The following is a 21,335-nucleotide window of genomic DNA, read 5'->3' on the forward strand; positions in this document are numbered from 1 at the left end:
TTGAGGCGGATTGTGACGCCTGCGCCTGAGCTGCGGAGGCTGGTCATTCTCGCTGAAGATAAGACTTGGGGTCGTCATCGCCGCGATGTGCGGCTGGACGGGCCTTTGACACCGGCCGATATCGCGGCTGTCGCCCATGGTGTCCGGCTGGTTCTGTCCGACAGCGCTGCCACCCGTATCCGCCATGCAAGGCGGATTGTGGAGGCTTTGTCCGAGCAGGGTATTCGCGGCTACGGCATCAATACCGGCGTCGGCGCCCTCTGCGATGTGCTGATCGACCGGCCGCAGCAACAGGCCCTGTCGCGCAATATCCTGTTCAGCCATGCGGCCGGTCTGGGTGACCCCTTGGGCCGGGTCGAGACGCGCGCCGTCATGGCCGCCCAGATCGCGAATTTCGCGCATGGCGCATCCGGCGTGCGGCTGGACGTGGTGGAAGCGCTGATCGCCTTGCTCAATGCCGATATCCTGCCGGTCATCCCGTCGCGCGGCTCCGTCGGCTATCTCACCCATGCGGCGGCCATCGGCCTGGTGCTGATCGGCGCGGGGGACGCGCGTATCGGGGCTGACCGCATCAGCGGTGCCGAGGCCATGGCGCGCATCGGCCGCAAGCCCCTGGTGCTGGAAGCGAAGGAAGGGCTCAGCCTTGTCAATGGCACGCCCTGTGCCACGGGCCTGGCCGCCGTCGCGTTGGACCGCATGCAGCGCTTGCTGGACTGGTCGGATGCCGCCGCCGCGCTGACCTATGAAAACCTCGGCGTCCAGGCCGGTACTTTCGATGAGGTGACGCTGGCGCTGCGCAAGTCCTACGGCTTGCAGCATGTCGGGCAGGCCATGCGTCATTGGCTGGCGAATAGCCCGATGCTGGCGGCCAGCCTCGGCCGCCGTACGCAGGATCCGCTCAGCCTGCGCGCCGTGCCGCATGTGCATGGCGCGGCGCGTGATGCCTTCGTGGCGGCCGAAGCCGTCGTCATCCGGGAATTGGAAAGCGTGACGGACAATCCGGCGGTCGGCGGCACGCCGGAAGCACCGGTGGTGCGGTCAGAAGCCCATGCCGTCGCGACGGGCCTGGCTTTGGCGCTGGACGCCCTGGCCCCGGCGGCGGCGGCACTCGCCGCCGTGTCCGAGCGGCGGACGGACCGGCTGGTCAACCCGCTGGTGAGCGGCCTGCCGGCCTTTCTGGCGGCCGATGGCGGCGTTTTTTCCGGCTATATGATCGCGCAATATACGGCGGTCGCCCTGGTCGCGGAAAACCGGCGCCTGTCGCTGCCGGCAAGCCTTGACGGCGGCATCACCTCGGCCTTGCAGGAGGATATGCTGCCGCATTCCACCCCGGCGGCGCTGAAGCTTCTCGCCATTCTCGACAATCTGCGTGATGTGCTGGCGATCGAGTTGCTGGCGGCGGCGCAGGCCTATGACTGCCAGCCGGGCGTTGCTCTGGCACCGGCGACGGCAGCACTGCGCCGTGCCATCCGCGCCATGGTGCCGACCTATGCGGATGACCGGCCGATGAATGCCGACATTATGCGGCTGCGGGACCTGCTGGACCGGTCGCCCTTCGCGCTCTAGGCGGCCGCAATCGGCGCATAGGCTTCGACCTGGTCGAGATGGAGATAGTCTGATCCCAGCAGCCGCACGCGCAGGCCCGCGCAGAGTATGGGCGGTTGCAGGTTCAGGATCATCGGCCGGCCATCGACCCCGCCCAGGATACGGTCTGCGGTGTCGCGATAGATTTCGTGCCAGGCACCGGCGGTATCGTTGATGTCGATCGCGAAATTCCGGAAGCGGCCGCCGCAGGCGGCGTCGTCGATGCGGTTGAAAAGCCTGACCTGGGCGACGGGGGCGGCAGTTGTCAGGTCTACTTTCCACCAGGGCGCATGCTCCAGCTCGGTATGGAACTGGAAGGAGCCGGTCAGTTTGCCGTTCACCGCGCCGGCCGCGTCTTCCTCGGCGGATTCGGAACGAGACCAGGCGGAGGTGGAACTCTGTGTTGCCTTCTGCCCAACAAGAAGATTGGGTCCGGGCGGCGCGGGCACCACGATTTGAGTATAGTGCTGTAGAAGATGCTTCAGCCAGAAGTCCCGCAGGCTTGAGTCATAAACGGCATTCAGCCGGCGCAAATGTCCCGGTGCGCCGCCGTCACGCTCGATCGCGCCCCATATGACCTGCCCACCATAATCGCCGACCAGGCCGCGTTCCACGCGCCGGCGGAAATCGCCTTCGGACTTGATCGAGTAATGATGGATATAGGCGCCGGATTGCCGAATGCCGGTTTGCGTCGTCTCGCGTTCATAGTAGCTGGCATTGTCGTGGAACAGGGTGCGGTGGTCGCCAAGCACGTTAAAGGCCTGTAGGTTGTCGCCCAGGACATGGCCCCAGTCGTGCCAGATATACCACAAGGACGTGATGGCTTCGGGCGTCACGCGGCGCGACCGCGTCAGCGTTTTGGTTGCGCTGACGATTTCGCTTTCCCGGCGGACATAATTGAGCAAAACGCTGCCCGCTGGCCGGTGCGCGAAACCGCTATTGCCGAAATGCTGCCAATTGAAGGAGATGCTGTCCCATTCTTCAGGGATGCCAGCGAGATAGGTTTTGATATTGCCGTCGGGCAGGCGCAGAAATTCGTCGATGTCCAGAAACATGAACCAGTCTGTTTCTGCCATATGATGATGCAGGAAATGCCGGGTCATTTGAAACTGCTGGCCTTGAAGGCCGAAATACAGCAGCACCAGGAAGGGATCAGGGCCTTCCAGGAACGGCAAGGCTGCCGTCACGATGGCCGCCGCGTCATCGTCATTGACATAGAGATAGACGCGGTCGAAGCCGATGCGGCGGTGATAGGAGAGCCATTCGGCGATATACTGCGTCTCCCAGCGGGCGCAGGCGATAATCGCCACTTCCACATGGGGGCGCGACGCCGGGGGACGATGGTCAGACATCATAAGGCGCCGCTTGCTCCCTCACTTGACCAGAGCTGGAATACGGTACTCACTAGCGCAAACCCGTGCAGCGTGAAAGAGACAGTGGCGCTACGCCTTATCGCGTCTGAGCCAGTCGAAACTGTCGTCGTGTCGGCGCCGCTACAGAATGAGCCGGACCGCGACGGCGAGATACTTCAATCACATTTGCCTGCGCCTGCGCCTGACGCCGTGCGGGCTTTATGTTTGCCTGGTCATTGCCAGGCATCGATGGCGGGTCGGCTATTATGTCCCATCCGTCTCAAAATTGCTGACCGCATTGCGTCCGCCGGGCACGGCGATGATCGGCTCGGGCAATTTGACGGGATGCTCGCGGTCCAGCCTGTTGATGACGCGGAAGGCGAGGATGACGGCGGCGATGCCGAACAATACATAGCCGCCGGCCTGGCCCACCGCCACGCCCAGCGGCCCGTATTGTGCGCCGACATGGACGAAGGGAATGGTGCCGAGCGTCGCCCGGCCCCAGTTCAGCACCGTCGCATAGCCGGGCCGGCCCAGATTGTTGAAGGCGGCATTGCCGACGAACAGCGCGCCCAGGAAAATGGCGCTGCCCGCCAGCCAACTGCAATAAAGATGCAGCAGATCGGCTGCCACGCCCTTGGAGGAGAAGGCGATGGCCAGCCCGTTCTGCGCGGCCGCCAGTACGGCCCAGGCAATGACCACCGCGATGGCCATGAAGATGAGGCTGCTGCGCAGCGTCTCCCGCACCCGGTCAGTCCGGCCGGCGCCGAGATTCTGCGCCATGATCGGCCCCACCGCGCCGGTCAGCGCGAAGATGACGCCGAAGGCGACCGGCATCATGCGGTCGATCGCCGCCTGTCCGGCCACAGCGGCCACGCCGAAATGCGCCATGGTATGGGTGACATAGGCCGAGCCCACCGGCGTCGCCAGATTGGTGAGAATGGCCGGGCCGGCCACGCGCCCGACCTGCGTCAGATCGGCCCGTGCCAGGGCCGTATCGGGGCGGCCGAGCAGGCCCTGCCGGCGGATATAATACAGGCCGAGTAAAGTCATGAAGGCGCGAGACAGAACGGTGCTGATGGCCGCGCCTTCCAACCCCAGATGCAGCACGAAGATGAAGACGGGGTCCATCGCCGCCACGGCCACCGCGCCGTAGAGCGTGACGTTCATCGCGCGCCTTGCGGCACCGGCCGAGCGCAGCAGCGCGCCGCCGCCCATGCCGATGATCATGAAGGGCAGGGCAGGGCAGGTAATGAGCAGATACAGCGCGGCGAGGGACTTCGTTTCCCCGGTCGCATGCAGCAGGTCGAGCAGCGGGTTGCGGAAGACCGCCGTGACCAGGCCGAGGGCGAGGGTGATGACGGCCATGGCGATCAGGCTGGTGGCGGCGATGCGCGGCGCGGCACTGCCTTCAATGCCGTCCGCCCGGCCGATGGCGGTGGAGACGGCGGCGCCGATGCCGATCGTCAGCCCGATGCCGATGGAAATCTGAAAGAAGCCGATGGCGCCGGCAAAGCCCACGGCGGCGGCCACGGCCTTGTCACCCAGGCGCGACAGATAGAAGAAATTGAGCAGATCGACCGCGAAGACGGCGACGATGCCGATGGTGCCGGTCAGCGCCATCACTGAGACATGCCGCATGATCGAGCCGGAGACGAAGCGGGCATGAGCGCTGCCCGGGCCAGCCGCACCCGAGTGAGAAGTTTTCGCCATCTCGGGTTTCCTTATCGTCCTGCCGGGCATGAGATAGTCGGATGCAACGGATATCGCCAGAGCAGCCGGCCATGCGGTTAAGGCCCGCGCATCGATCATCATGCCTGATCCTCCACCGACCAGGGGCGGTGATGCAATGGCGTGATTTGTCCGCTCTTCGTCCGGATCCGGTATTTCGCCTTTGGCCTTAAGAATAAATGATAGGCAGATCCAAGGTTCAGGGAGGCTTCAATGTCCGATACCGCTCTTCTCGTCATCGATGTGCAGGAATCCTTCCGCCACCGCGACTATTGGGACGAGGCGACCGCGTCAGCCTTCATCGAACGGCAACAGGCCTTGATCGACGGCGCCAAGGCTGCCGGTATTCCGGTCATCCAGGTATTTCATGTCGAGGAGAGCGGTATCTTCTCCGAGGCGTCCGGTCTGGTCACGCCGCTGGCCCCGCTGGCCATCACGCCGGCGGCCGTCTTCCGGAAGCGCCGTCACAGCGCCCTTGTCGGCTCGGGCCTCGATGTCTGGCTGACCACGCATGGCATCCGCCGGGTCATCGTCTCCGGCATCCGCACCGAACAATGCTGCGAGACCACGACGCGCCATGCCTCCGACCTCGGCTATGACGTGGACTATGTCGGTGAAGCGACGCTGACCTTTGCCATGACGGATGCTGCCGGTCGGGTGTGGAGCGCGGCCGAGATTCGGGCGCGCACGGAACTGGTTCTGGCCGGCCGCTTCGCGCGTATCGCGACGGTCGCGGAGGCTCTGGCAGACGCCGAACAGGCCATCGCCGCATGACGGCACAAGCGCGGCATCCGGCCGAGGTCGCCATCATCGTGGTCGTGCCGCCGCGCGTGCTGCTGCTGGATATCGCTGGCCCCATCGAGGTTCTGCGCAAAGCCAATCTGGAGCAGGACCGGCTGCGCTTCATCATCACCTATGTCGGGCCCTCGGCTGAGACCGGCAGTTCCATCGGTCTCGGCCTGTCCGGTATCAAGGCGCTGCCGGAACGCGTTCCGGATGACGCCCTGGTCGTCATCCCCGGCAGCGCGGATCAGCCGCTTGGCGCGACCTTACCTGATCGCGACAGCGACGGCCCGCAGGAAGCTGCCATCATCGACTGGTTGCAGCGCGTTATCAGACCGGGCATCCGGCTCGCGTCCATCTGTTCGGGGGCGCTTATTGCCGCCCGCGCCGGACTTCTGGATGGGTATGACTGCACCACGCATCATGCTTGCACGACGGATCTTATCCGCCTCGCGCCGGCCGCCCGCGTGCGGGAGAACCGGCTTTATGTCGAGGACGGCGACCGGCTGACCAGTGCGGGCATCACCGCCGGTATCGATCTGATGCTGCATGTCGTGGCGCAGATGGCCGGTCCTGCGGTGGCGCTGGCCGTGGCCCGCTATCTGGTCGTCTATCTGCGCCGTGGCGGGGCTGACCCACAGCTTTCGCCATGGCTGGAGGGGCGCAATCATATCCATCCCGTCATCCACAGGGCGCAGGATGCCGTCGCCGCCAATCCTGCGGCGGATTGGTCGGTCGAGCGTCTGGCGCAGATCGCGGCAGCCAGCCCGCGCAATCTGTCCCGGCTGTTCAATGACCATGCCGGCATGAGCGTGACGGATTATGTCAGCCGGATGCGGATTGCCCTGGCGCGCGAGCTGCTAACCGGCTCGCGGCTCGATATGGAGGCGGTCGCGGAGCACAGCGGCTTTGCCTCCGCGCGGCAATTGCGTCGCGCCTGGGGGCGCTTCCATGGCAGTCCGCCCAGCATGATGCGCGGTGAGGCGGCGGGCGCATAGCGATGATGTCCGGATATGGCGAGCGTCGTCGCGCGGCCTGGGTCATGCTGCCGATGGTCTGACGCGAGGGGAGGGGTGATGCGACAAGCACCGGGCATGACAGCCAGGGACTGGGCCTTGCTGGTTCTGCTCTCCGTCATCTGGGGCGGGTCTTTTCTGTTCATCAAGCTCGGCCTGCGGGACTTGCCGCCGCTGACCTTCGTCTTCGGGCGCGTGTCTCTGGCGGCCCTGGCACTCGCCGCCTATCTGGCCCTGTCCGGTATCCGCTTTCCGCGTGAGCGGGCGGTGTGGCTGGCCTTTTTCGGCATGGGCGTGCTGAACAATCTCATTCCCTTTACGCTGCTCTTCTGGGGCGAGACGCGAATCGGTGGCGGGCTCGCTTCCATTCTCAACGCCACGACGCCGATTTTCTCCATCATCCTGGCCCATCTGCTGACGGCGGATGAGCGCATCACGCCGCAAAAGCTGGGCGGCATCCTGCTCGGCTTCGCCGGTGTCTTCGCGCTCATCGGCGGCGGCCTGGTCGGCCCTATCCGCCCCTCGATGCCGGCCATGATCGCCTGCCTGGGCGCGGCCTTCTCCTATGGTCTGGCCGGTGTCTTCGGCCGTCGCTTCCGCCGCATGGGCTTGGCCCCCGCGATGGGCGCTTTCGGCCAGACGGCCGCCAGCAGCATGCTGATGCTGCCCATTGCCCTGATCGTCGACCGGCCCTGGCAGCTGCCTATGCCCGGCGCCACCACCTGGGCATCGCTGCTCGGTCTTGCCCTGCTCTGCACGACTTTCGGCTATATCCTGTTCTTTCGCATTCTGGCGGCGGGCGGCGCGGTGAACAGCTCGCTGGTCACCCTGCTGGTGCCGGTCAGCGGCGTGCTGTTGAATGGGCTTTTGCTGGGTGAGACCCTGGGCGCGGCGCAATTCGCCGGCATGGCGCTGATCGCTTTTGGTCTGCTGGTCATCGACGGGCGCATCTTCCGGCTCAGGCGGCGATCCGCGCCTGCCTGACAGGGCGCATATCCCCATCGATATGGGGCGGCCCGGTCCGGGCTCACAGTCTCGGCGTCAATTGCTTGACAAAAGAACCAAGCAAGTCAGGGTCGCGCCGCCTTTTCTTGCACCGCATCACAGGGCGGAGTATGTGGCCTCGCCAAGGTTTCGCAGGGACACAGGCCATGGCATCCAATGATTTGACCCCCGACAATTCGATGGAACAGGCGCTGGATATCCGCCGCCAGGTCGTCAGCCGGCCGCCGGTCGAAGAGGCGCTAGCCTTCGACGACGTGCTGCTCGTCCCGAACTATTCCCAGGTTCTGCCCAGCACCGTCAGCACCGCGACGCGCTTCACCCGCAATATCACGCTGAATATTCCCGTGGCCGCCGCCGCCATGGACACCGTGACAGAATCGGCCATGGCCATCGCCATGGCCCAGCTGGGCGGCATCGGCGTCATCCACAAAAACCTCTCGATCGAGGAACAGGCTGCCCAGGTCCGTCGCGTCAAGCGTTTCGAATCCGGCATGGTCGTCGATCCCGTCACCATCCATCCCGGTGCCACGTTGGCCGAGGCCCGCACGCTGATGGCCGCCAACCGCATCAGCGGCATTCCGGTGGTGGAGCAGGGCACCGGCAAGCTGGTCGGCATCCTGACCAACCGCGACGTGCGTTTCGCCACCGACCCGAACCAGCGCGTCTCCGAACTGATGACGCATGACCGTCTGGTGACGGTGATCGAAGGCGCCAAGCCGGATGAGGCGCGCGGTCTGCTGCACAAGCACCGCATCGAAAAGCTGCTGGTGGTGGACGCGCAGTATCGCTGCGTCGGTCTCATCACCGTCAAGGACATGGACAAGGCAGAAGCCTATCCGCTGGCGAATAAGGACGGCCTCGGCCGCCTGCGCGTGGCCGCCGCCACCGGCGTCGGTGCCGACGGTGAGGCCCGCGCCCGCGCCCTGATCGCGGCCGGCGTCGATGTCATCGTCGTCGATACCGCGCACGGCCATTCGCGCGGCGTGCTGGGTTCGGTCGAGACCATCAAGAGCCTGTCGAATTCGGTCGAGGTCGTGGCTGGCAATGTCGCGACGCCGGACGGCGCGGAAGCGCTGATCGACAGCGGCGCGGATGCGGTGAAGGTCGGCATCGGGCCGGGCAGCATCTGCACCACTCGCGTGGTTGCCGGCGTCGGCGTACCGCAATTCAGCGCCGTGCTGGAAACCGCAGCCGCCTGCCGTGCGCTGGGCGTGCCGGCGATTGCCGACGGCGGCATCCGCACCTCTGGCGATGTGGTGAAGGCCATTGCCGCCGGCGCCAGCGCGGTCATGATCGGCAGCCTTCTGGCCGGCACGGATGAAGCGCCGGGCGAGGTCTTTCTGTATCAGGGCCGCAGCTACAAGGCCTATCGCGGCATGGGGTCGATCGGCGCCATGGCGCGCGGCTCGGCCGACCGCTACTTCCAGCAGGACATCAAGGACCAGCTGAAGCTGGTGCCGGAAGGCATCGAAGGCCAGGTCGCCTATAAGGGTCCGATCTCGGCTGTGGTGCATCAGCTGGTGGGCGGTCTGCGGGCCGGCATGGGCTATGCCGGCAGCCCGGATATCGCCGAATTGCAGCGCAGCGCCCGTTTCCGCCGCGTCACCAATGCCGGTCTGCGTGAAAGCCATGTCCATGACGTGACGATCACGCGCGAAGCGCCCAACTACCGTCGCGACTAAGCTTCGGCGCGACGTCCTTCTCTCTCATAGGCGGCCTGATTTGACCCCCAATGCCCGTTTTGAGGCCGCCATCGCGCTTTTGGAAGCGATAGCGGCCGCGCCTCGCAAACCCGCTGACGCGGTGGCGAATGATTTCTTCCGTAGCCGCCGCTATATCGGCGGCGGTGATCGTCGCGCTGTCGCGGAACAGGCGTGGTCCGTTCTGCGCCAGCATCGCCGCCTGACCTGGTGGATCGAGCGCGCCCAGGGTCAGCCCAGCGGGCGCATGCTGGTGGCCGCCGCCGCCATTCTGGGCGGCCAGATCTATGGCGATGTCTGTGCCATGTTCTCCGGCGGGCGCTACGGGCCGCAGCCGCTGGAAGCCGATGAGGCGGAGATTCTGCGCCGCCTCAAGGATCATACGATCGAGCATCCGGCCATGCCGCCGGCCGTCAGGCTGGAAGTGCCGGACTGGATTTATCCGCTGCTGGAAGCGCGTTTCGGCGCGGAGACCGACCGGGAAATCGCCGCCATGCTGGCGCCGGCGCCGTTGGACCTGCGCGTGAATATGCTGAAGGGCAATCGCCAGCAGGCAATCGACGCGCTGGCGGCGGAAGGCATCACCGCCAAATCCGGCCGTTTCAGCCCCTGGGGCCTGCGGGTCGAAGGCCGGCGTCCGGTCGTGACCGGCGAGGCTTTCCAAAGCGGCCTGATCGAAATCCAGGACGAAGGCAGCCAGATCGTGGCGCTGATGGCCGAGCCGCAGCCGGGCATGCGCGTGTTGGACTATTGCGCGGGTGCCGGCGGTAAGACGCTCGCCATGGCCATGATGATGGAGAACAAGGGCCATATCCTGGCCGCCGATACCTCCGCGCCGCGCCTGGACGGCGCCGTGCGCCGCCTGCGCCGGGCGGGCGTGCATAATGTCGAGCAGCATCTGCTGACCGATGGAGACGGCAAATGGGCCAAGCGCCGACGCGAAACCTATGACCGCGTGCTGGTCGATGCGCCGTGCACCGGGACCGGCACCTGGCGCCGCAACCCCGATGCGCGGGCTCGGCTGACGGAACAGGATCTGTCCGAACTCGTCGCCAAGCAGGCTGTCATCCTACAGGAAGCCTCGCGCTTCCTGCGCAAGGGCGGGCGGCTGGTCTATGCCACCTGCTCCATCCTGCCGGCCGAGAATGAGGAGCAGGTGCAGCGCTTCCTGGCCGCGAATGCCGATTTCACCCAGGTGGCGCCGACCCGGCCCGAGGCCGCGAAACTGGCCCGCGACGGTATGGTGCATCTGACCCCGGCCAGCCACGGCACAGACGGATTCTTCGCGGCCGTGCTCGAACGCGCATGACCATGGTCCGGCCCGCCCGTGTCACGGATGCGGCCGGAATTGCGGCGGTTCATGTCGCGGCCTGGCGCAGCGCCTATCCCGGCCTGCTGCCGGACCATACGCTGACCCATCTCAACCAGGGTCAGCAGGAACTCTATTATTCCCGCCTGATCCGCAGCGGCCGCATCGTCCATGTCGCGGTGCCCGATGTCGATGATCCGACCCGGCACGCGGTCATCGGTTTCGTCACGGCCAGCCGGCATCCGCATACCGTCATCGCCGATGGCGAGGTCGAGACGCTGTATGTGCTGGATGATTTCCGCGAGCAGGGCGCCGGCCGTGCCTTGATGCGGGCGGCGGCGGCCGATCTGGCGGCGGAAGGCTGCGCCAGTGTCTTTGTCTGGGTGCTGAGCCAGAATCCCAGCCGCTGGTTCTATGAGCGAATGGGCGGGGTGCGCACGGTAGAAGGCTCCGTCCGCGTGGGTGGAGAGATGCAGCCGCAGACGGCTTTCGTCTGGAACCCCATCGGGCGGCTGCTTGGCTAGGCTAAGCTGTTCTTTTTTATAAAAAAGAACCAAAAAACTTTTATCATTTCGAAAGTCTTTTTGCTTCTTTTTCTCCAGAAAAAGAAGGTTCTTGCTGGGGAGGTTTGCACGCGAATCGCTTGCCTCGGGCCGCGGGCAGGTTCATATCGCGACATGGCACAGATCACCGCAGACCGTATCCTCATCCTCGATTTCGGTAGTCAGTTCACGCAGCTGATCGCCCGCCGCGTGCGCGAAAGCGGCGTCTATTCCGAAATCTGGCCCTTCAACACCGATCCGCAGAAAATCGCCGATTACGCGCCGCGCGGCATCATCCTGTCGGGTGGCCCCGCCAGCGTGACCGAAGAGGTCTCGCCCCGCGTGCCGGAAATCGTGTTCGAAATGGGCGTGCCGGTGCTCGGCATCTGCTACGGCCAGCAGGCCATGTGCGCGCAACTGGGCGGGCTGGTGGAAGGCCATGACCATCGCGAATTCGGCCGCGCCTATGTCGAGGTGACGGATAGCTGCGCGCTGTTCGACGGGATCGACGACGCCTGGACCATCGGCGCGCGCGAGCAGGTCTGGATGAGCCATGGCGACCGGGTGACGAAAATCCCGCCCGGCTTCCGCCCTGTCGGCACCAGCGACGGTTCCCCTTTCGCGGCCATCGCCGATGACGAGCGCCGCTTCTACGGCGTGCAGTTCCATCTGGAAGTCGCCCATACGCCGCATGGCGCCGCCATCATCCGCAACTTCACCCATGGCGTCGCCGGCTGCACGGGCGACTGGACCATGGCGAGCTTCCGCCAGACGCAGATTGACACCATCCGCAAGCAGGTCGGTTCCGGCCGGGTGATCTGCGGCCTTTCGGGCGGCGTCGACAGCGCCGTCGCCGCCGCGCTGATCCATGAGGCGATCGGTGACCAGCTTACCTGCATCTTCGTCGATCACGGTCTGCTGCGTGAGAACGAGGCTGATCAGGTCGTGGAGCTTTTCCGTGGCCGCTTCAATATCAAGCTCATCCATCGCGATGCCTCGGATATGTTCCTGGGCGCGCTGGAAGGTGTCGACGATCCGGAGAAGAAAAGAAAGACGATCGGCAAGCTGTTCATCGACGTCTTCGAGGAAGAGGCCGCCAAGCTCGGCGGCGCGGACTTCCTGGCCCAGGGCACGCTGTATCCGGACGTCATCGAAAGCGTCAGCTTCACGGGCGGCCCGTCCGTCACCATCAAGTCGCATCATAATGTCGGCGGCCTGCCGGACCGGATGCGCATGAAGCTGGTGGAGCCGCTGCGCGAGCTGTTCAAGGACGAAGTGCGCTTGCTGGGTCTGGAACTTGGCCTGCCGCATAGCATGGTCGGCCGTCACCCCTTCCCGGGGCCGGGGCTTGCCATCCGCATTCCGGGCGCGATCTCGAAGGAGAAGCTGGCGCTGCTGCGCCGGGCCGATACAATCTTTCTGGAAGAACTGCGCAACAATAATCTGTATGACGCCATCTGGCAGGCTTTCGCCGTGCTGCTGCCGGTGCGCAGCGTCGGCGTGATGGGCGACGGCCGCACCTATGATCTCGCCTGCGCGCTGCGGGCCGTGACCAGCACCGACGGCATGACGGCGGATGTCTACCCCTTCGAGGTGTCCTTCCTGACCCGCGTCGCCAGTCGTATCGTCAACGAGGTACGCGGCATCAACCGCGTGACCTATGACATCACGAGCAAGCCGCCCGGCACGATCGAGTGGGAATAAGCTCTAGAGTGTGTCAGCCTTAGTTGGAATCACCTTCAACCGTCATGCCCGCGAAAGCGGGCATCTTGTCCTTCTCCCGGTGCTTGACCCAGAAGATACCCGCTGTCGCGGGTATGACGGTGTTTCAATCAAAACCTGACAGACTTTAGCCTTTCGTATTCGGCGCCGCCAGACCGCGAAAGGTGATGGAGTAACGCAGCCACACCGGCGAAATCGGCAGCGATGGCGCGAGCTGACATCAGAAAATCCGGAATAGGTTCGGTCGGGCCGAAGTCTGCATTACGAAAATCATAGAGATAGCCGAAGGACTTCGTGCGGCGCTTCGCGGTCCATTGCTGAAAGACGAATTGCGGCAGGTCGATCCGGTCGATTTCTGCCATCAACCGCGCTTCCTCTGCCGGGCTGATGGCATCGGCGCGAAAGCTGAGGCCGGCCACCGGCAGTGACGCATCAAGCGACAGAGAAAATTGCTCTATCATCGCCTATAGTGCCAAGCTGAGTTGCGTCTCGGCTGTCTCGATACCGAGAAGGATGGTCTTGGCGGCAAGACCGCCGGCAAAGCCCGTCAGCGTGCCATTGCTGCCCAGGACACGATGGCAGGGCGCGATGACGGCGATCGGGTTCATGCCGGCGGCAGCGCCCACGGCGCGCACGGCTTTCGGCCGGCCGATCTGCCGGGCGACCTGCCCGTAGCTGCGGATCTCACCATAGGGAATTGTGAGCAGCGCCTGCCAGACGTCGCGCTGAAACGCCGTGCCCTCGAAATCGAGCGGCACGGTGAAGATTTTGCGCGATCCTGCAAAGTAATCGGCGAGTTGCATCGCGGTTTCCACAAGTATCGGATGCGACCCGTCTTCCTGGATATGGGCCAGATGGCGAAAGCTGCGGCCGTCCGCTTCCCACAGCACGGCCGCCAACCCATGATCGCTGCCGACCAGCTTCAACTGGCCGATGGGGGAGGGCATCCAGGTGAAGACATGGGTCATGCTGCGTCACGCCCGCAAGGGATTGAGGATTTCAATACCATCGAAATCTTTTTCATTGTCCGTCACCACGACGCAATCATGAACCTCGGCAATGGCGGCAATCATCATATCGAACCCGCTGCGCGGCCGGCCGGCGGCTTTTCCATCGGCCATCAGTCGTGCCCAAATCAAGCCCGCTCTTTCGTCAAAGACAAGAATGCGACCGGCGAATAGCGCCTGCGGACCATGCGTGCCATTAAACCAAGCTTCGAGTTGATCACGCCGCTTGCCATGCGGCTTTTCAAGCACGCCGCGTCGGATTTCGGCGATGGTCAGGGACGCAATAAACAGATCATCGTCCGTCTGCTCCACCATCCATGCGATCAGCGCGGCCGATGGAGAAGGTCTAGTGAAATTGCTGATGATATTGGTATCGAGCAGATAGCGCGTCACAGGTCGGTCTTGCGCCCGCCGTCACGGGGACGGGAGAGGTCGAGTTCGGAGCCAATGAGAGGTGAGGCCATCAGCGCCCGTAGGATACCGCCTTTCTGCGGCGGCTCTTCACCGATGCTTTGCGCGACCAGGCTGCGCAGGTGTGAGGCATCGGCGGAATCTTCGGCCAGCCTGCGCGCCAGTGACCGGATAAGGTCACGGTCCGCTTCACGTCCTAAGACCTCGAATCGTGCCAATCCCCGTTCGCCCAGCCTTGCCCGGTAACTATGGATGGCTCGCTTCTGCGCCTCACTCATATTCAACTCCAGTCTATATCCAGTAATATAGCCGCACGAGTTGTCGTCTTCAAGGATATGACTTCAGCTAAGCACGCAGCAGCCGTGTCGGCACGCCGAGCGCGAGGCCGGCTTCGGCCTGTCTCTGGTCCAACGTTACCACTGTGGCGCCATGCTCAGACGCCGTCGCAAGATGCAGGGCGTCGCCCGCGCGCAGTCCAAGCAGGTGCTGATCGACAAACCGTGCCGCCGTTCGGAAATGGCCGCCGGCCACCGGCAAAACAGTAAAGCTTTCGACGACAAGACTGTGGAACAAGGCGAGGCTAGCGGCGCGCTGGGCCAGAGTGATCTGCCCGGTCCGCAGCTTGATCGCGAAGGCAGAGGACATTTCGGTGATCGTCCAATCGCTGATCAGCAGCTGTTCGGGGTCTTGCTGCCCAAGCCAGGCTTGCACCTGCGGCGTCATCACCTCGTTGGAAAGGGCAGCCATGATCAGCGACGTGTCGAGATAAAGCATCAGTAACGATCATCATCCCGCATCGACCGCACCAGAGCCTCGGCTGTCTGGGATTGCGGCGGCATTGTCGCAGTGAAGGACTGCAACCTGGCGGCATCGACCTTGCGGCGCGGTTTTGCCGCAGCAATCAGCCGTGCGACCGGCTTGCCGCGCCGCGTAATTTCAATCGAATCTCCGGCTTCAACGCGGTCGACCAATTCGCTGAGATGCGCTTTGGCGTCAGCCAGATTGATGGCGTCCATGCGTCCCTCCTGACTATCTAGATGGTCATATATATCACAATCGAGTTCTGGACCAGAAAAGCCGGCATGATTGTGACGAGCCCCCAGCCGCTACAGGTTCAGCGTCTTCGGCCCACTCACAAAGACGCTGCCGCGCAGATAAAACCGCAGCAGCCGATGGGCGTCCTTGGTAATGCCGATCCGCACGCTCTCCCCGATTTCGCCGGTTTCAGCGCCATCGGACGCGAGCCAGAGCGGCCCATCCTGGCAGAGATCGACCCCCGTCCAGCCGGCGGTCGATCGCGAGCGCCTGGGCCAGCCGCCCCGGTCCGCGCGCCAGATCACGCAGGCGCGGCGTGCCGCGATTGCGCGCCATGAGCGAAACACCGTCCAGTGGCTCCAGCGCGCGGATCAGCACGCCGGCGCCGATACCCGGCGCGTCACCCGAGACATTCAGCATCCAGGACAGGCCATAGGCGAGATAGACATAGGCGTGGCCGCGCTCGAGAAACAGAGATTGGTTGCGCGGCGTCATGCCGCGATAGGCATGCCCCGCCGCGTCCCCCACAATATACGCCTCGGTTTCGACGATCCGCCCGCTGACCCTTCCTTCGCCCAAGTCGCGCACCACGATCTTGCCGATGAGAAAGCGGGCGAGGGCGATGGTATCCTGTGGCAGGTCCGATCGCGCGATGACCTGAAATCCATGCCGGCTGTAAACCGGATCCGAAACGTCATGCTGGCCCATCGCATCGCCCCCTGCCCAGATCAGGCGAGGGATGTTACCCCAGCTTTATGAATCATGAACCTAAGCTGGGCCAACACAGCGCTGCCGTTCCGGGAAGCATCCTCTTGCTTGGGGCAGCCTTGATCCTGATTGCCTTCAATCTGCGCACGCCGGTGACCAGCATGGGGCCGGTTCTGCCGGATGCCGCGCATGGGGCAGGGCTTTCAGCCACGGGCGCCAGCCTATTGACCATGATGCCCTCGCTCTGTTTCGGCCTGTTCAGCCCGGCGGCCCCCCGGCTGAGCCGGCATCTTCGGACGGAGCGCGCGATCCTCACGGCCTTGGTCGCGCTGGCGCTGGGCACAGCGCTGCGGGGCTTTGGCGGGTCAACCGGGCTTTTCGCAGGCCAGATTCTGGCCTGCGGCGGTATCGGCGTCATCAACGTGCTGCTGCCCAGCCTGATCAAGCGCGATTTCCCCCACAAGGTCGCCTTCATTACCGGGCTGTATGCCATGACCATGTCGGTGGGCGCGGCGCTCGCCGCCGGACTGACGGTGCCGCTGGAAAAGCATCTGGGCTCCTGGGCTTTCGCTTTGGCGATTTGGGCCGTGCCGGCGGTGATCGCTGCCCTGGCCTGGCTGCCGCAACTGGCCGTGCCGGCCGAGGCCGGAGCGATGCGGCCGATGGGCCGCCTGGGCCTATGGACCAACCGGCTGGCCTGGCAGGTGACGCTGTTCATGGGCCTGCAATCGGCGCTCGCCTATATCGTCTTCGGCTGGCTGTCGCCTATCCTGCGGGATCGCGGCCTGTCCCCGGTCGATGCCGGTCTGGCCTTGTCGCTGTCCATCATCGGGCAGGCCGTGGCGGCACTCGTCGTGCCGCCGCTTGCCGGCCTGGGCCGCGATCAGCGCCCGGCCATCGCGGTGCTCAGCCTGCTGTGCGTGGGCAGCCTGCTGTGCTGCCTCTACGCGCCGCTCGGCTCGGTCTGGGTATGGGTGGTCCTGCTCGGCGTTGCCCAGGGCGGCCTGTTCCCGCTGGCGCTGATGGTGATCGTGCTGCGGTCGCCGGACGCGCATGTCACGCGGCATCTGTCCAGCATGGCGCAAGGGGTCGGCTATATTCTGGCCTCCATCGGCCCGCTGCTGGCGGGCTTGCTCCATGCCTCGATGCATAGCTGGACGGGCGTCACGGTTCTCTTTCTCGGCCTGGGCGCGGCCATGCTGGCGGCGGGTCTGGGGGCCGGCCGCGCCCGCCACATTCAGCCGGGATAGACGTCAGATCACCATGCCGCCCGCGACTTCGATGCGCTGGGCATTGACCCAGCCGAAATCCGCCGAAAGCAAACTAGCGATCACCGGCCCCACATCCTCGGGCAGACCGGCACGCCCAAGCGCGGTGTGATCGGCGACCATTTTATTGACCTCGGGATTGTCGCGGACGATGCCGCCCGAGAAATCGGTTGCGATGGCGCCGGGCGCCACGACATTGGCGGTGATGCGGCGCGGCCCAAGTTCCAGCGCCATATAGCGCGTCAGCGTCTCGACGGCGGCCTTCATTGACCCGTATGCCGCCCGGTTGCGCCCGGCGAACCGGGCAAGACCGGAGGAGATGTTCACGATGCGGCCGCCATCCCTCATCAGCGGCAGCAGCTTTTGCGTCAGCAGGAACGGCGCCTTGAAATGGGCGGTATAGAGCGCGTCCAGCTCGGCCTCCGTCGTCTCCATAAAGCTGACATTGGAGGAAATGCCGGCATTATTGACGAGATAGTCGAAGCGCTCGGTGCCGAAACCGGCCAGGGTTTTACGCACGGCCTCGGCAAAGGCGTCGAAGCCGCCGGTTTGGCCGATATCGAGCGGCAAGGCATGGGCCTGCGCACCGGTCGTCGCGGCGAGTGCCGCCACCGTCGCTGCCTCTGCCTGATTCGTATGATAGGTGAAAATGATGCGGACGCCGCGCCGCGCCAGATTGAGCACGGTATCCCGGCCGATGCCGCGACTGCCGCCGGTGACGATCGCGGTTTTGATCGTGATTTCTTCTGAATGGGTCAGGGACATTTGTGCCTCTCGCTGTTTGGCCTGACGAGACTATGGCGACAGGATGCGGCTACGGTGAATGCCGGAACTGCGTTCATTCTTGCCTAATCCTGCTTTCGACCCTAGAGAGGCAGGGATCGGATGAGGGCCAAGGCTTGTCATGCTGGACGATTTGGCCGAGGCCATGCTGCGCTATACGGACCGTCATCCCGGCCAGAGCGTGATCGCGCATGCGGGCGGGCAGATCGGCATTCTGCGCTCCGACCATCCCAAGCCACCGATGCATATGATTTCGCGTCCGGCCATCTGCATCGTGGCGCAGGGTGCCAAATGGGCGACGTTCGGCGACAACCGCCTGGTCTATCGCGCGGGTGAAGCGCTGGTGGTGGGGGTGGAGGCGCCGTCCGTCGGCCGGGTGACGGAAGCCAGCCCCGACAAGCCTTGCCTGGTTCTGGCCTTTGAGCTGGACACCGCCATCATGCGCAGCGTCGCGGAAGCGATGGAGGCACCCCCACAGTCGGCCGGCGAAAGCGGACGGGGCGTCTTCGTTACCAATTTCCTGGGGCCGCTGGCCGATTGCGCGCTGCGTCTGGTGCGCCTGCTGGATAAGCCGGACGCCATGCTGACGCTTTATCCGCTGATCATGCGCGAAATCTGCTACTGGCTGTTGACCGGTCCCCATGCCGGCGAGGTCATGCGGATATGCCTGGCCCAGGGTCCGTCACAGCGCGTCATCAAGGCGATGCATAGCCTGGCCAAGCGCTTTGCCGAGCCCGTGCGGATGGAGGAACTCGCGGCCGTCGCGCAATTGAGCCCGTCGGCCTTTCATCGCCAGTTCAAGGCGCTGACGTCGATGACGCCCCTGCAATATCAGAAACAGCTGCGACTTCTGGAAGCGCGGCGCCTGATGATTGCGCAAGCCGTCAATGTCGAGGCGGCGGCCTTTCAGGTGGGCTATGAAAGCCCGTCCCAATTCAGCCGGGAATATGCCCGCATGTTCGGCGCACCGCCCAAGCGGGATGCGCGCCAGATGCAGGTGGCCTTTCAGGCCGCTTGATACGAGCTGTTAAACCCGTTCGATCAGCGCTTTCGCCGCAGCCGGGTTGCGCACCTTATGGCCGCTGATGACATACAGATAGACATCGCGCGGCTTGCCGTCGGCTTTCAGTGGTGCGGCACTTTGCAGGCCTGACGGCATTTCGCCCCTGGCCCATTGCTTTGCCCGTTTTGCCCATTGATCGAGAGCCTTGTCGGCATAACCGAGCGGGTGCGCGTCCTCGGTGCCCATGATGCGCGCATAGACGAAATCCGCCGTCACATCGGCAATCTGCGGGAATTCGGAATCGCCCGCCACCACGGCGGCCACGCCATAGGCGCGCAGCATGGCGATGAAGTCCGGATGGCGGAAACTCTCGTGCCGGACTTCCACCACATGGCGCAGCGCGCGCCCGTCCACGCTCTTAGGCAGCAGTTTCAGAAAGCCCTCGAAATCGACTGGGTCGAAGGCCTTCGTCGCCATGAACTGCCAGTTGATCGGCCCCAGCTTGTCCCGCAATTCCGTGATGCCGCTATTGAGGAAACGGTCGATGGATTCGCCCGCTTCGGCCAGCACCCGCCGGTTGGTGCAATAGCGCGAGGCTTTCAGGGAGAAGACAAACTCCTCCGGCGTCTCGTCATGCCATTTGCGGAAGCTTTCGGGCTTCTGCGAGCCGTAATAGGTGCCGTTGACCTCGATGGCGGTCAGTTGCCCTGCGGCATATTCCAGCTCGCGCTTCTGCGGCCATTTCTCAGGGTAGAAGGTGCCGCGCCAGGGCTCAAAGGTCCAGCCGCCGATGCCGATCCGGATTTGTCCCTCAACTGCCTTGGCCATGTGACTTGCCCCGTTCTGTACGGGGCAGGATAGGCCGCCAGCACTGAGCAGGCAAAACCTGCTTCACATAACAGGCACAAAAGCAGAAGGGCCGCCAGGTTTGCACCTGGCGGCCCGTCTTAGTCAGTCAATCTGACCGGTGGTGTTGGCGTCAGCCAATTACCACTGAATCTGCGTGCCGAAGCCGAAGAGCTGGGCCTGCGCCGTGTTGTGCTCGGTGCCGGCATTGCCGGTCGAGAAGTCGTAGCCACCCTGTTCACGCGTGCCATACAGATAGTCGGCGAACAGGTTCACGCCCGGGACCAGCGTATAGGTGCCGCCGACGGCGACGCCGGTGTTCTGCTGCTGGCCGCTGCTGAGGCCGTCTGCGGTGATGCTCGCGCCGGAACCGGCATCCACACCGCCCGGCAGGTCACCGGTCTGGTTGAGGCGGAAGAAGCTCGCGCCGACCACGATCGGGCCGGTCGCATACTGAGCGCCAACCAGCCAGCCAACGGCCTTGGTGCCACCCGTGGGGGCCAGGTCGATGTCGTAGCTGTCGGCCACGTTGAAGTTACCGTATTCCGAGTTGCCGCCAACGGTGAAGCCGCCATACGTCGCCGTGATGCCGCCCTGGACGATGCTCAGATCGTGGTAGCTGTTCACGCTGTTGGTTTCGGCGGGACCGGTATAGGCGACCTGACCGGCATAGCTGTAGTCGACGCCGGCCTGGATGCCGACCGGACCGAAGTTGTTGGTGTACTGGCCGCCGACATCGATCAGGTTGCGGGGCTGGCCGCCGCTGATCGCGGTGGGGGAGGAGGTGACAGCCGGTGCGTAGTTCAGAGAGTTCTTGTTCGGCGTGAAGCCGACCGCAAACTGGAAGCCACCGAGCGTCGGGGAGAGGTAGACGATCTTGTCGGTCGACTCAGAGTAGTTGGAATTACCATCGGCCCAGCCGTATTCCGGGATCGCGGATTCCGGCACCATGGCTTCGATATCGCCATTCCAGCCGCCATCGTTGAAGCCTTCGAACGTGCCGGTCTGGAACAGGACGTTCGGGCCGTTCTGGGCACCGAAGCTGATCTGGCCGAGCTGCGGCAGGCCGAGATAGCCGTAAGCCTGATGCACATACAGGGTTTCGCTGCTGGCGCCCGAGCCGCTGTTTTCACGGATCTCGGCAGCCGCACCGTAACGCAGGCCGTTGGCGGCGACGCCGTCAAAGCCCGGATAAAGGCGCATATAGCCGTAGAAGCTGTCGGTCGAGGTCTTGGTGCCGCCGGTATTGTCGAGCGAAGAGGACTCGACGCCCGCATACCAGTTCACGCGGCCGTTCAGGCGGACTTTGACCTGGCCGGGAGCGAGGCTGGTGTCGGACTGCGCCATCGCGGCATTGACGCTGGCAAATCCGACGATGCCGGCGAGAAGGGCAGTGCAGCCCAATAGAGTCTGTCGCATTGTTTGGTTCCAATGGAATCTATTGTTGAATGGTCATCGAAATCATCCGGGGATGATCGCTGACCTGAGATGCCATTGAACTATGACGATAGTGGCCCGGCTGCAACAGCT

The 21,335-nt window shown here is 64.3% G+C and carries 22 protein-coding genes; 10 read left to right on the forward strand and 12 right to left on the reverse strand.

Annotation, left to right across the window (positions count from 1 at the left end; translation table 11 throughout):
- The first annotated feature begins 12 nt into the window (after positions 1-12).
- Positions 13-1,566, forward strand: coding sequence for an HAL/PAL/TAL family ammonia-lyase (locus ASILVAE211_RS03930; RefSeq protein ID WP_227319963.1), 1,554 nt, complete (start codon positions 13-15; stop codon positions 1,564-1,566).
- On the opposite strand, the gene ASILVAE211_RS03935 is transcribed toward ASILVAE211_RS03930, so the two are convergent.
- Together ASILVAE211_RS03935 and ASILVAE211_RS03940 are read right to left on the reverse strand one after the other, a co-directional pair.
- Positions 1,563-2,936 carry a glycosyltransferase family 2 protein gene (locus tag ASILVAE211_RS03935; RefSeq protein WP_227319964.1) on the reverse strand — a complete coding sequence of 458 codons (1,374 nt, stop codon included), beginning with the start codon at positions 2,934-2,936 and terminating at the stop codon, positions 1,563-1,565. The genes ASILVAE211_RS03930 and ASILVAE211_RS03935 overlap by 4 nt on opposite strands.
- A gap of 264 nt (positions 2,937-3,200) precedes the next feature.
- Complete coding sequence (locus ASILVAE211_RS03940) at positions 3,201-4,649, reverse strand: MATE family efflux transporter (protein WP_227319965.1); 1,449 nt, start codon at positions 4,647-4,649, stop codon at positions 3,201-3,203.
- A 231-nt stretch (positions 4,650-4,880) separates the two neighbouring features.
- On the opposite strand from ASILVAE211_RS03940, the gene ASILVAE211_RS03945 reads away from it, so the two are divergent.
- The 7 genes from ASILVAE211_RS03945 to guaA all read left to right on the forward strand — a co-directional run bounded on the left by ASILVAE211_RS03945 (position 4,881) and on the right by guaA (position 12,726).
- Complete coding sequence (locus tag ASILVAE211_RS03945; protein ID WP_227319966.1) at positions 4,881-5,441, forward strand: isochorismatase family protein; 561 nt, start codon at positions 4,881-4,883, stop codon at positions 5,439-5,441.
- On the forward strand, positions 5,438-6,448 hold the full coding sequence (locus ASILVAE211_RS03950; RefSeq protein ID WP_227319967.1) for a GlxA family transcriptional regulator: 1,011 nt from the start codon (positions 5,438-5,440) through the stop codon (positions 6,446-6,448). Before ASILVAE211_RS03945 ends, ASILVAE211_RS03950 begins: the two co-directional genes overlap by 4 nt.
- A 78-nt stretch (positions 6,449-6,526) precedes the next feature.
- Entirely contained in the window at positions 6,527-7,450 is a 924-nt protein-coding gene (locus ASILVAE211_RS03955; RefSeq protein ID WP_227319968.1) for a DMT family transporter, read from the forward strand.
- Positions 7,451-7,650: 200 nt separating this feature from the next.
- Positions 7,651-9,153 (forward strand): IMP dehydrogenase, encoded by a 1,503-nt coding sequence (gene guaB, locus ASILVAE211_RS03960; protein WP_227320130.1) that lies wholly within the window; start codon positions 7,651-7,653, stop codon positions 9,151-9,153.
- A gap of 40 nt (positions 9,154-9,193) precedes the next feature.
- Positions 9,194-10,480, forward strand: a complete 1,287-nt coding sequence (locus ASILVAE211_RS03965; protein WP_227319969.1) for an RsmB/NOP family class I SAM-dependent RNA methyltransferase — start codon at positions 9,194-9,196, stop codon at positions 10,478-10,480.
- Positions 10,477-11,004 carry a GNAT family N-acetyltransferase gene (locus ASILVAE211_RS03970; RefSeq protein ID WP_227319970.1) on the forward strand — a complete coding sequence of 176 codons (528 nt, stop codon included), beginning with the start codon at positions 10,477-10,479 and terminating at the stop codon, positions 11,002-11,004. Before ASILVAE211_RS03965 ends, ASILVAE211_RS03970 begins: the two co-directional genes overlap by 4 nt.
- Before the next feature lie 153 nt (positions 11,005-11,157).
- Positions 11,158-12,726, forward strand: coding sequence for a glutamine-hydrolyzing GMP synthase (gene guaA / locus ASILVAE211_RS03975; RefSeq protein WP_227319971.1), 1,569 nt, complete (start codon positions 11,158-11,160; stop codon positions 12,724-12,726).
- A gap of 128 nt (positions 12,727-12,854) precedes the next feature.
- On the opposite strand, the gene ASILVAE211_RS03980 is transcribed toward guaA, so the two are convergent.
- The 7 genes from ASILVAE211_RS03980 to ASILVAE211_RS04010 all read right to left on the reverse strand — a co-directional run bounded on the left by ASILVAE211_RS03980 (position 12,855) and on the right by ASILVAE211_RS04010 (position 15,905).
- Positions 12,855-13,106 carry a hypothetical protein gene (locus tag ASILVAE211_RS03980; RefSeq protein WP_227319972.1) on the reverse strand — a complete coding sequence of 84 codons (252 nt, stop codon included), beginning with the start codon at positions 13,104-13,106 and terminating at the stop codon, positions 12,855-12,857.
- Between the two features lie 102 nt (positions 13,107-13,208).
- A complete protein-coding gene (locus ASILVAE211_RS03985) occupies positions 13,209-13,712 on the reverse strand; it encodes a methylated-DNA--[protein]-cysteine S-methyltransferase (RefSeq protein WP_227319973.1) in 504 nt (167 codons plus the stop codon).
- A gap of 6 nt (positions 13,713-13,718) precedes the next feature.
- The gene (locus ASILVAE211_RS03990; RefSeq protein ID WP_227319974.1) at positions 13,719-14,144 is read right to left on the reverse strand and encodes a PIN domain-containing protein; all 426 of its coding nucleotides are present in this window, start codon (positions 14,142-14,144) and stop codon (positions 13,719-13,721) included.
- On the reverse strand, positions 14,141-14,440 hold the full coding sequence (locus ASILVAE211_RS03995; RefSeq protein ID WP_227319975.1) for a hypothetical protein: 300 nt from the start codon (positions 14,438-14,440) through the stop codon (positions 14,141-14,143). The genes ASILVAE211_RS03990 and ASILVAE211_RS03995 overlap by 4 nt, the downstream gene beginning before the upstream one ends.
- A 67-nt stretch (positions 14,441-14,507) precedes the next feature.
- Positions 14,508-14,936 (reverse strand): type II toxin-antitoxin system VapC family toxin, encoded by a 429-nt coding sequence (locus ASILVAE211_RS04000; RefSeq protein ID WP_456304481.1) that lies wholly within the window; start codon positions 14,934-14,936, stop codon positions 14,508-14,510.
- Positions 14,936-15,178, reverse strand: a complete 243-nt coding sequence (locus tag ASILVAE211_RS04005; protein ID WP_227319976.1) for a type II toxin-antitoxin system Phd/YefM family antitoxin — start codon at positions 15,176-15,178, stop codon at positions 14,936-14,938. The genes ASILVAE211_RS04000 and ASILVAE211_RS04005 overlap by 1 nt, the downstream gene beginning before the upstream one ends.
- A 208-nt stretch (positions 15,179-15,386) precedes the next feature.
- Positions 15,387-15,905, reverse strand: a complete 519-nt coding sequence (locus tag ASILVAE211_RS04010; RefSeq protein ID WP_264478646.1) for a DNA-3-methyladenine glycosylase — start codon at positions 15,903-15,905, stop codon at positions 15,387-15,389.
- A 104-nt stretch (positions 15,906-16,009) separates the two neighbouring features.
- Between ASILVAE211_RS04010 and ASILVAE211_RS04015 the strand changes: the two genes are divergently transcribed.
- Entirely contained in the window at positions 16,010-17,155 is a 1,146-nt protein-coding gene (locus ASILVAE211_RS04015; protein WP_227319977.1) for a CynX/NimT family MFS transporter, read from the forward strand.
- Positions 17,156-17,158: 3 nt separating this feature from the next.
- Here ASILVAE211_RS04015 and ASILVAE211_RS04020 read toward each other — a convergent pair whose 3' ends face one another.
- Positions 17,159-17,938 (reverse strand): SDR family NAD(P)-dependent oxidoreductase, encoded by a 780-nt coding sequence (locus ASILVAE211_RS04020; RefSeq protein ID WP_227319978.1) that lies wholly within the window; start codon positions 17,936-17,938, stop codon positions 17,159-17,161.
- Between the two features lie 139 nt (positions 17,939-18,077).
- Between ASILVAE211_RS04020 and ASILVAE211_RS04025 the strand changes: the two genes are divergently transcribed.
- Positions 18,078-18,974 (forward strand): AraC family transcriptional regulator, encoded by an 897-nt coding sequence (locus ASILVAE211_RS04025; protein WP_227319979.1) that lies wholly within the window; start codon positions 18,078-18,080, stop codon positions 18,972-18,974.
- A 9-nt stretch (positions 18,975-18,983) separates the two neighbouring features.
- Here the strand turns inward: ASILVAE211_RS04025 and ASILVAE211_RS04030 are convergent, their stop codons facing one another.
- Both ASILVAE211_RS04030 and ASILVAE211_RS04035 read right to left on the reverse strand, forming a co-directional pair.
- On the reverse strand, positions 18,984-19,787 hold the full coding sequence (locus ASILVAE211_RS04030; protein ID WP_227319980.1) for a DUF72 domain-containing protein: 804 nt from the start codon (positions 19,785-19,787) through the stop codon (positions 18,984-18,986).
- A 159-nt stretch (positions 19,788-19,946) separates the two neighbouring features.
- Entirely contained in the window at positions 19,947-21,224 is a 1,278-nt protein-coding gene (locus ASILVAE211_RS04035) for a porin (RefSeq protein WP_227319981.1), read from the reverse strand.
- Positions 21,225-21,335 lie beyond the last annotated feature (111 nt).

Source organism: Acidisoma silvae (assembly GCF_020618775.1).
Lineage (GTDB): Bacteria > Pseudomonadota > Alphaproteobacteria > Acetobacterales > Acetobacteraceae > Acidisoma > Acidisoma silvae.

Bases quoted from the DNA above. Each gene is read 5' to 3' on its own strand.
- ASILVAE211_RS04010 (WP_264478646.1), bottom strand. From the start codon at position 15,905: ATGGGCCAGCATGACGTTTCGGATCCGGTTTACAGCCGGCATGGATTT.
- ASILVAE211_RS03970 (WP_227319970.1), top strand. From the start codon at position 10,477: ATGACCATGGTCCGGCCCGCCCGTGTCACGGATGCGGCCGGAATTGCG.
- ASILVAE211_RS03950 (WP_227319967.1), top strand. From the start codon at position 5,438: ATGACGGCACAAGCGCGGCATCCGGCCGAGGTCGCCATCATCGTGGTC.
- ASILVAE211_RS04030 (WP_227319980.1), bottom strand. From the start codon at position 19,787: ATGGCCAAGGCAGTTGAGGGACAAATCCGGATCGGCATCGGCGGCTGG.
- ASILVAE211_RS04000 (WP_456304481.1), bottom strand. From the start codon at position 14,936: ATGCTTTATCTCGACACGTCGCTGATCATGGCTGCCCTTTCCAACGAG.
- guaA (WP_227319971.1), top strand. From the start codon at position 11,158: ATGGCACAGATCACCGCAGACCGTATCCTCATCCTCGATTTCGGTAGT.
- ASILVAE211_RS03955 (WP_227319968.1), top strand. From the start codon at position 6,527: ATGCGACAAGCACCGGGCATGACAGCCAGGGACTGGGCCTTGCTGGTT.
- ASILVAE211_RS03940 (WP_227319965.1), bottom strand. From the start codon at position 4,649: ATGGCGAAAACTTCTCACTCGGGTGCGGCTGGCCCGGGCAGCGCTCAT.
- ASILVAE211_RS04025 (WP_227319979.1), top strand. From the start codon at position 18,078: ATGCTGGACGATTTGGCCGAGGCCATGCTGCGCTATACGGACCGTCAT.
- ASILVAE211_RS03935 (WP_227319964.1), bottom strand. From the start codon at position 2,936: ATGTCTGACCATCGTCCCCCGGCGTCGCGCCCCCATGTGGAAGTGGCG.
- ASILVAE211_RS03980 (WP_227319972.1), bottom strand. From the start codon at position 13,106: ATGGCAGAAATCGACCGGATCGACCTGCCGCAATTCGTCTTTCAGCAA.
- guaB (WP_227320130.1), top strand. From the start codon at position 7,651: ATGGAACAGGCGCTGGATATCCGCCGCCAGGTCGTCAGCCGGCCGCCG.
- ASILVAE211_RS04020 (WP_227319978.1), bottom strand. From the start codon at position 17,938: ATGTCCCTGACCCATTCAGAAGAAATCACGATCAAAACCGCGATCGTC.
- ASILVAE211_RS03995 (WP_227319975.1), bottom strand. From the start codon at position 14,440: ATGAGTGAGGCGCAGAAGCGAGCCATCCATAGTTACCGGGCAAGGCTG.
- ASILVAE211_RS04035 (WP_227319981.1), bottom strand. From the start codon at position 21,224: ATGCGACAGACTCTATTGGGCTGCACTGCCCTTCTCGCCGGCATCGTC.
- ASILVAE211_RS04005 (WP_227319976.1), bottom strand. From the start codon at position 15,178: ATGGACGCCATCAATCTGGCTGACGCCAAAGCGCATCTCAGCGAATTG.
- ASILVAE211_RS03985 (WP_227319973.1), bottom strand. From the start codon at position 13,712: ATGACCCATGTCTTCACCTGGATGCCCTCCCCCATCGGCCAGTTGAAG.
- ASILVAE211_RS03945 (WP_227319966.1), top strand. From the start codon at position 4,881: ATGTCCGATACCGCTCTTCTCGTCATCGATGTGCAGGAATCCTTCCGC.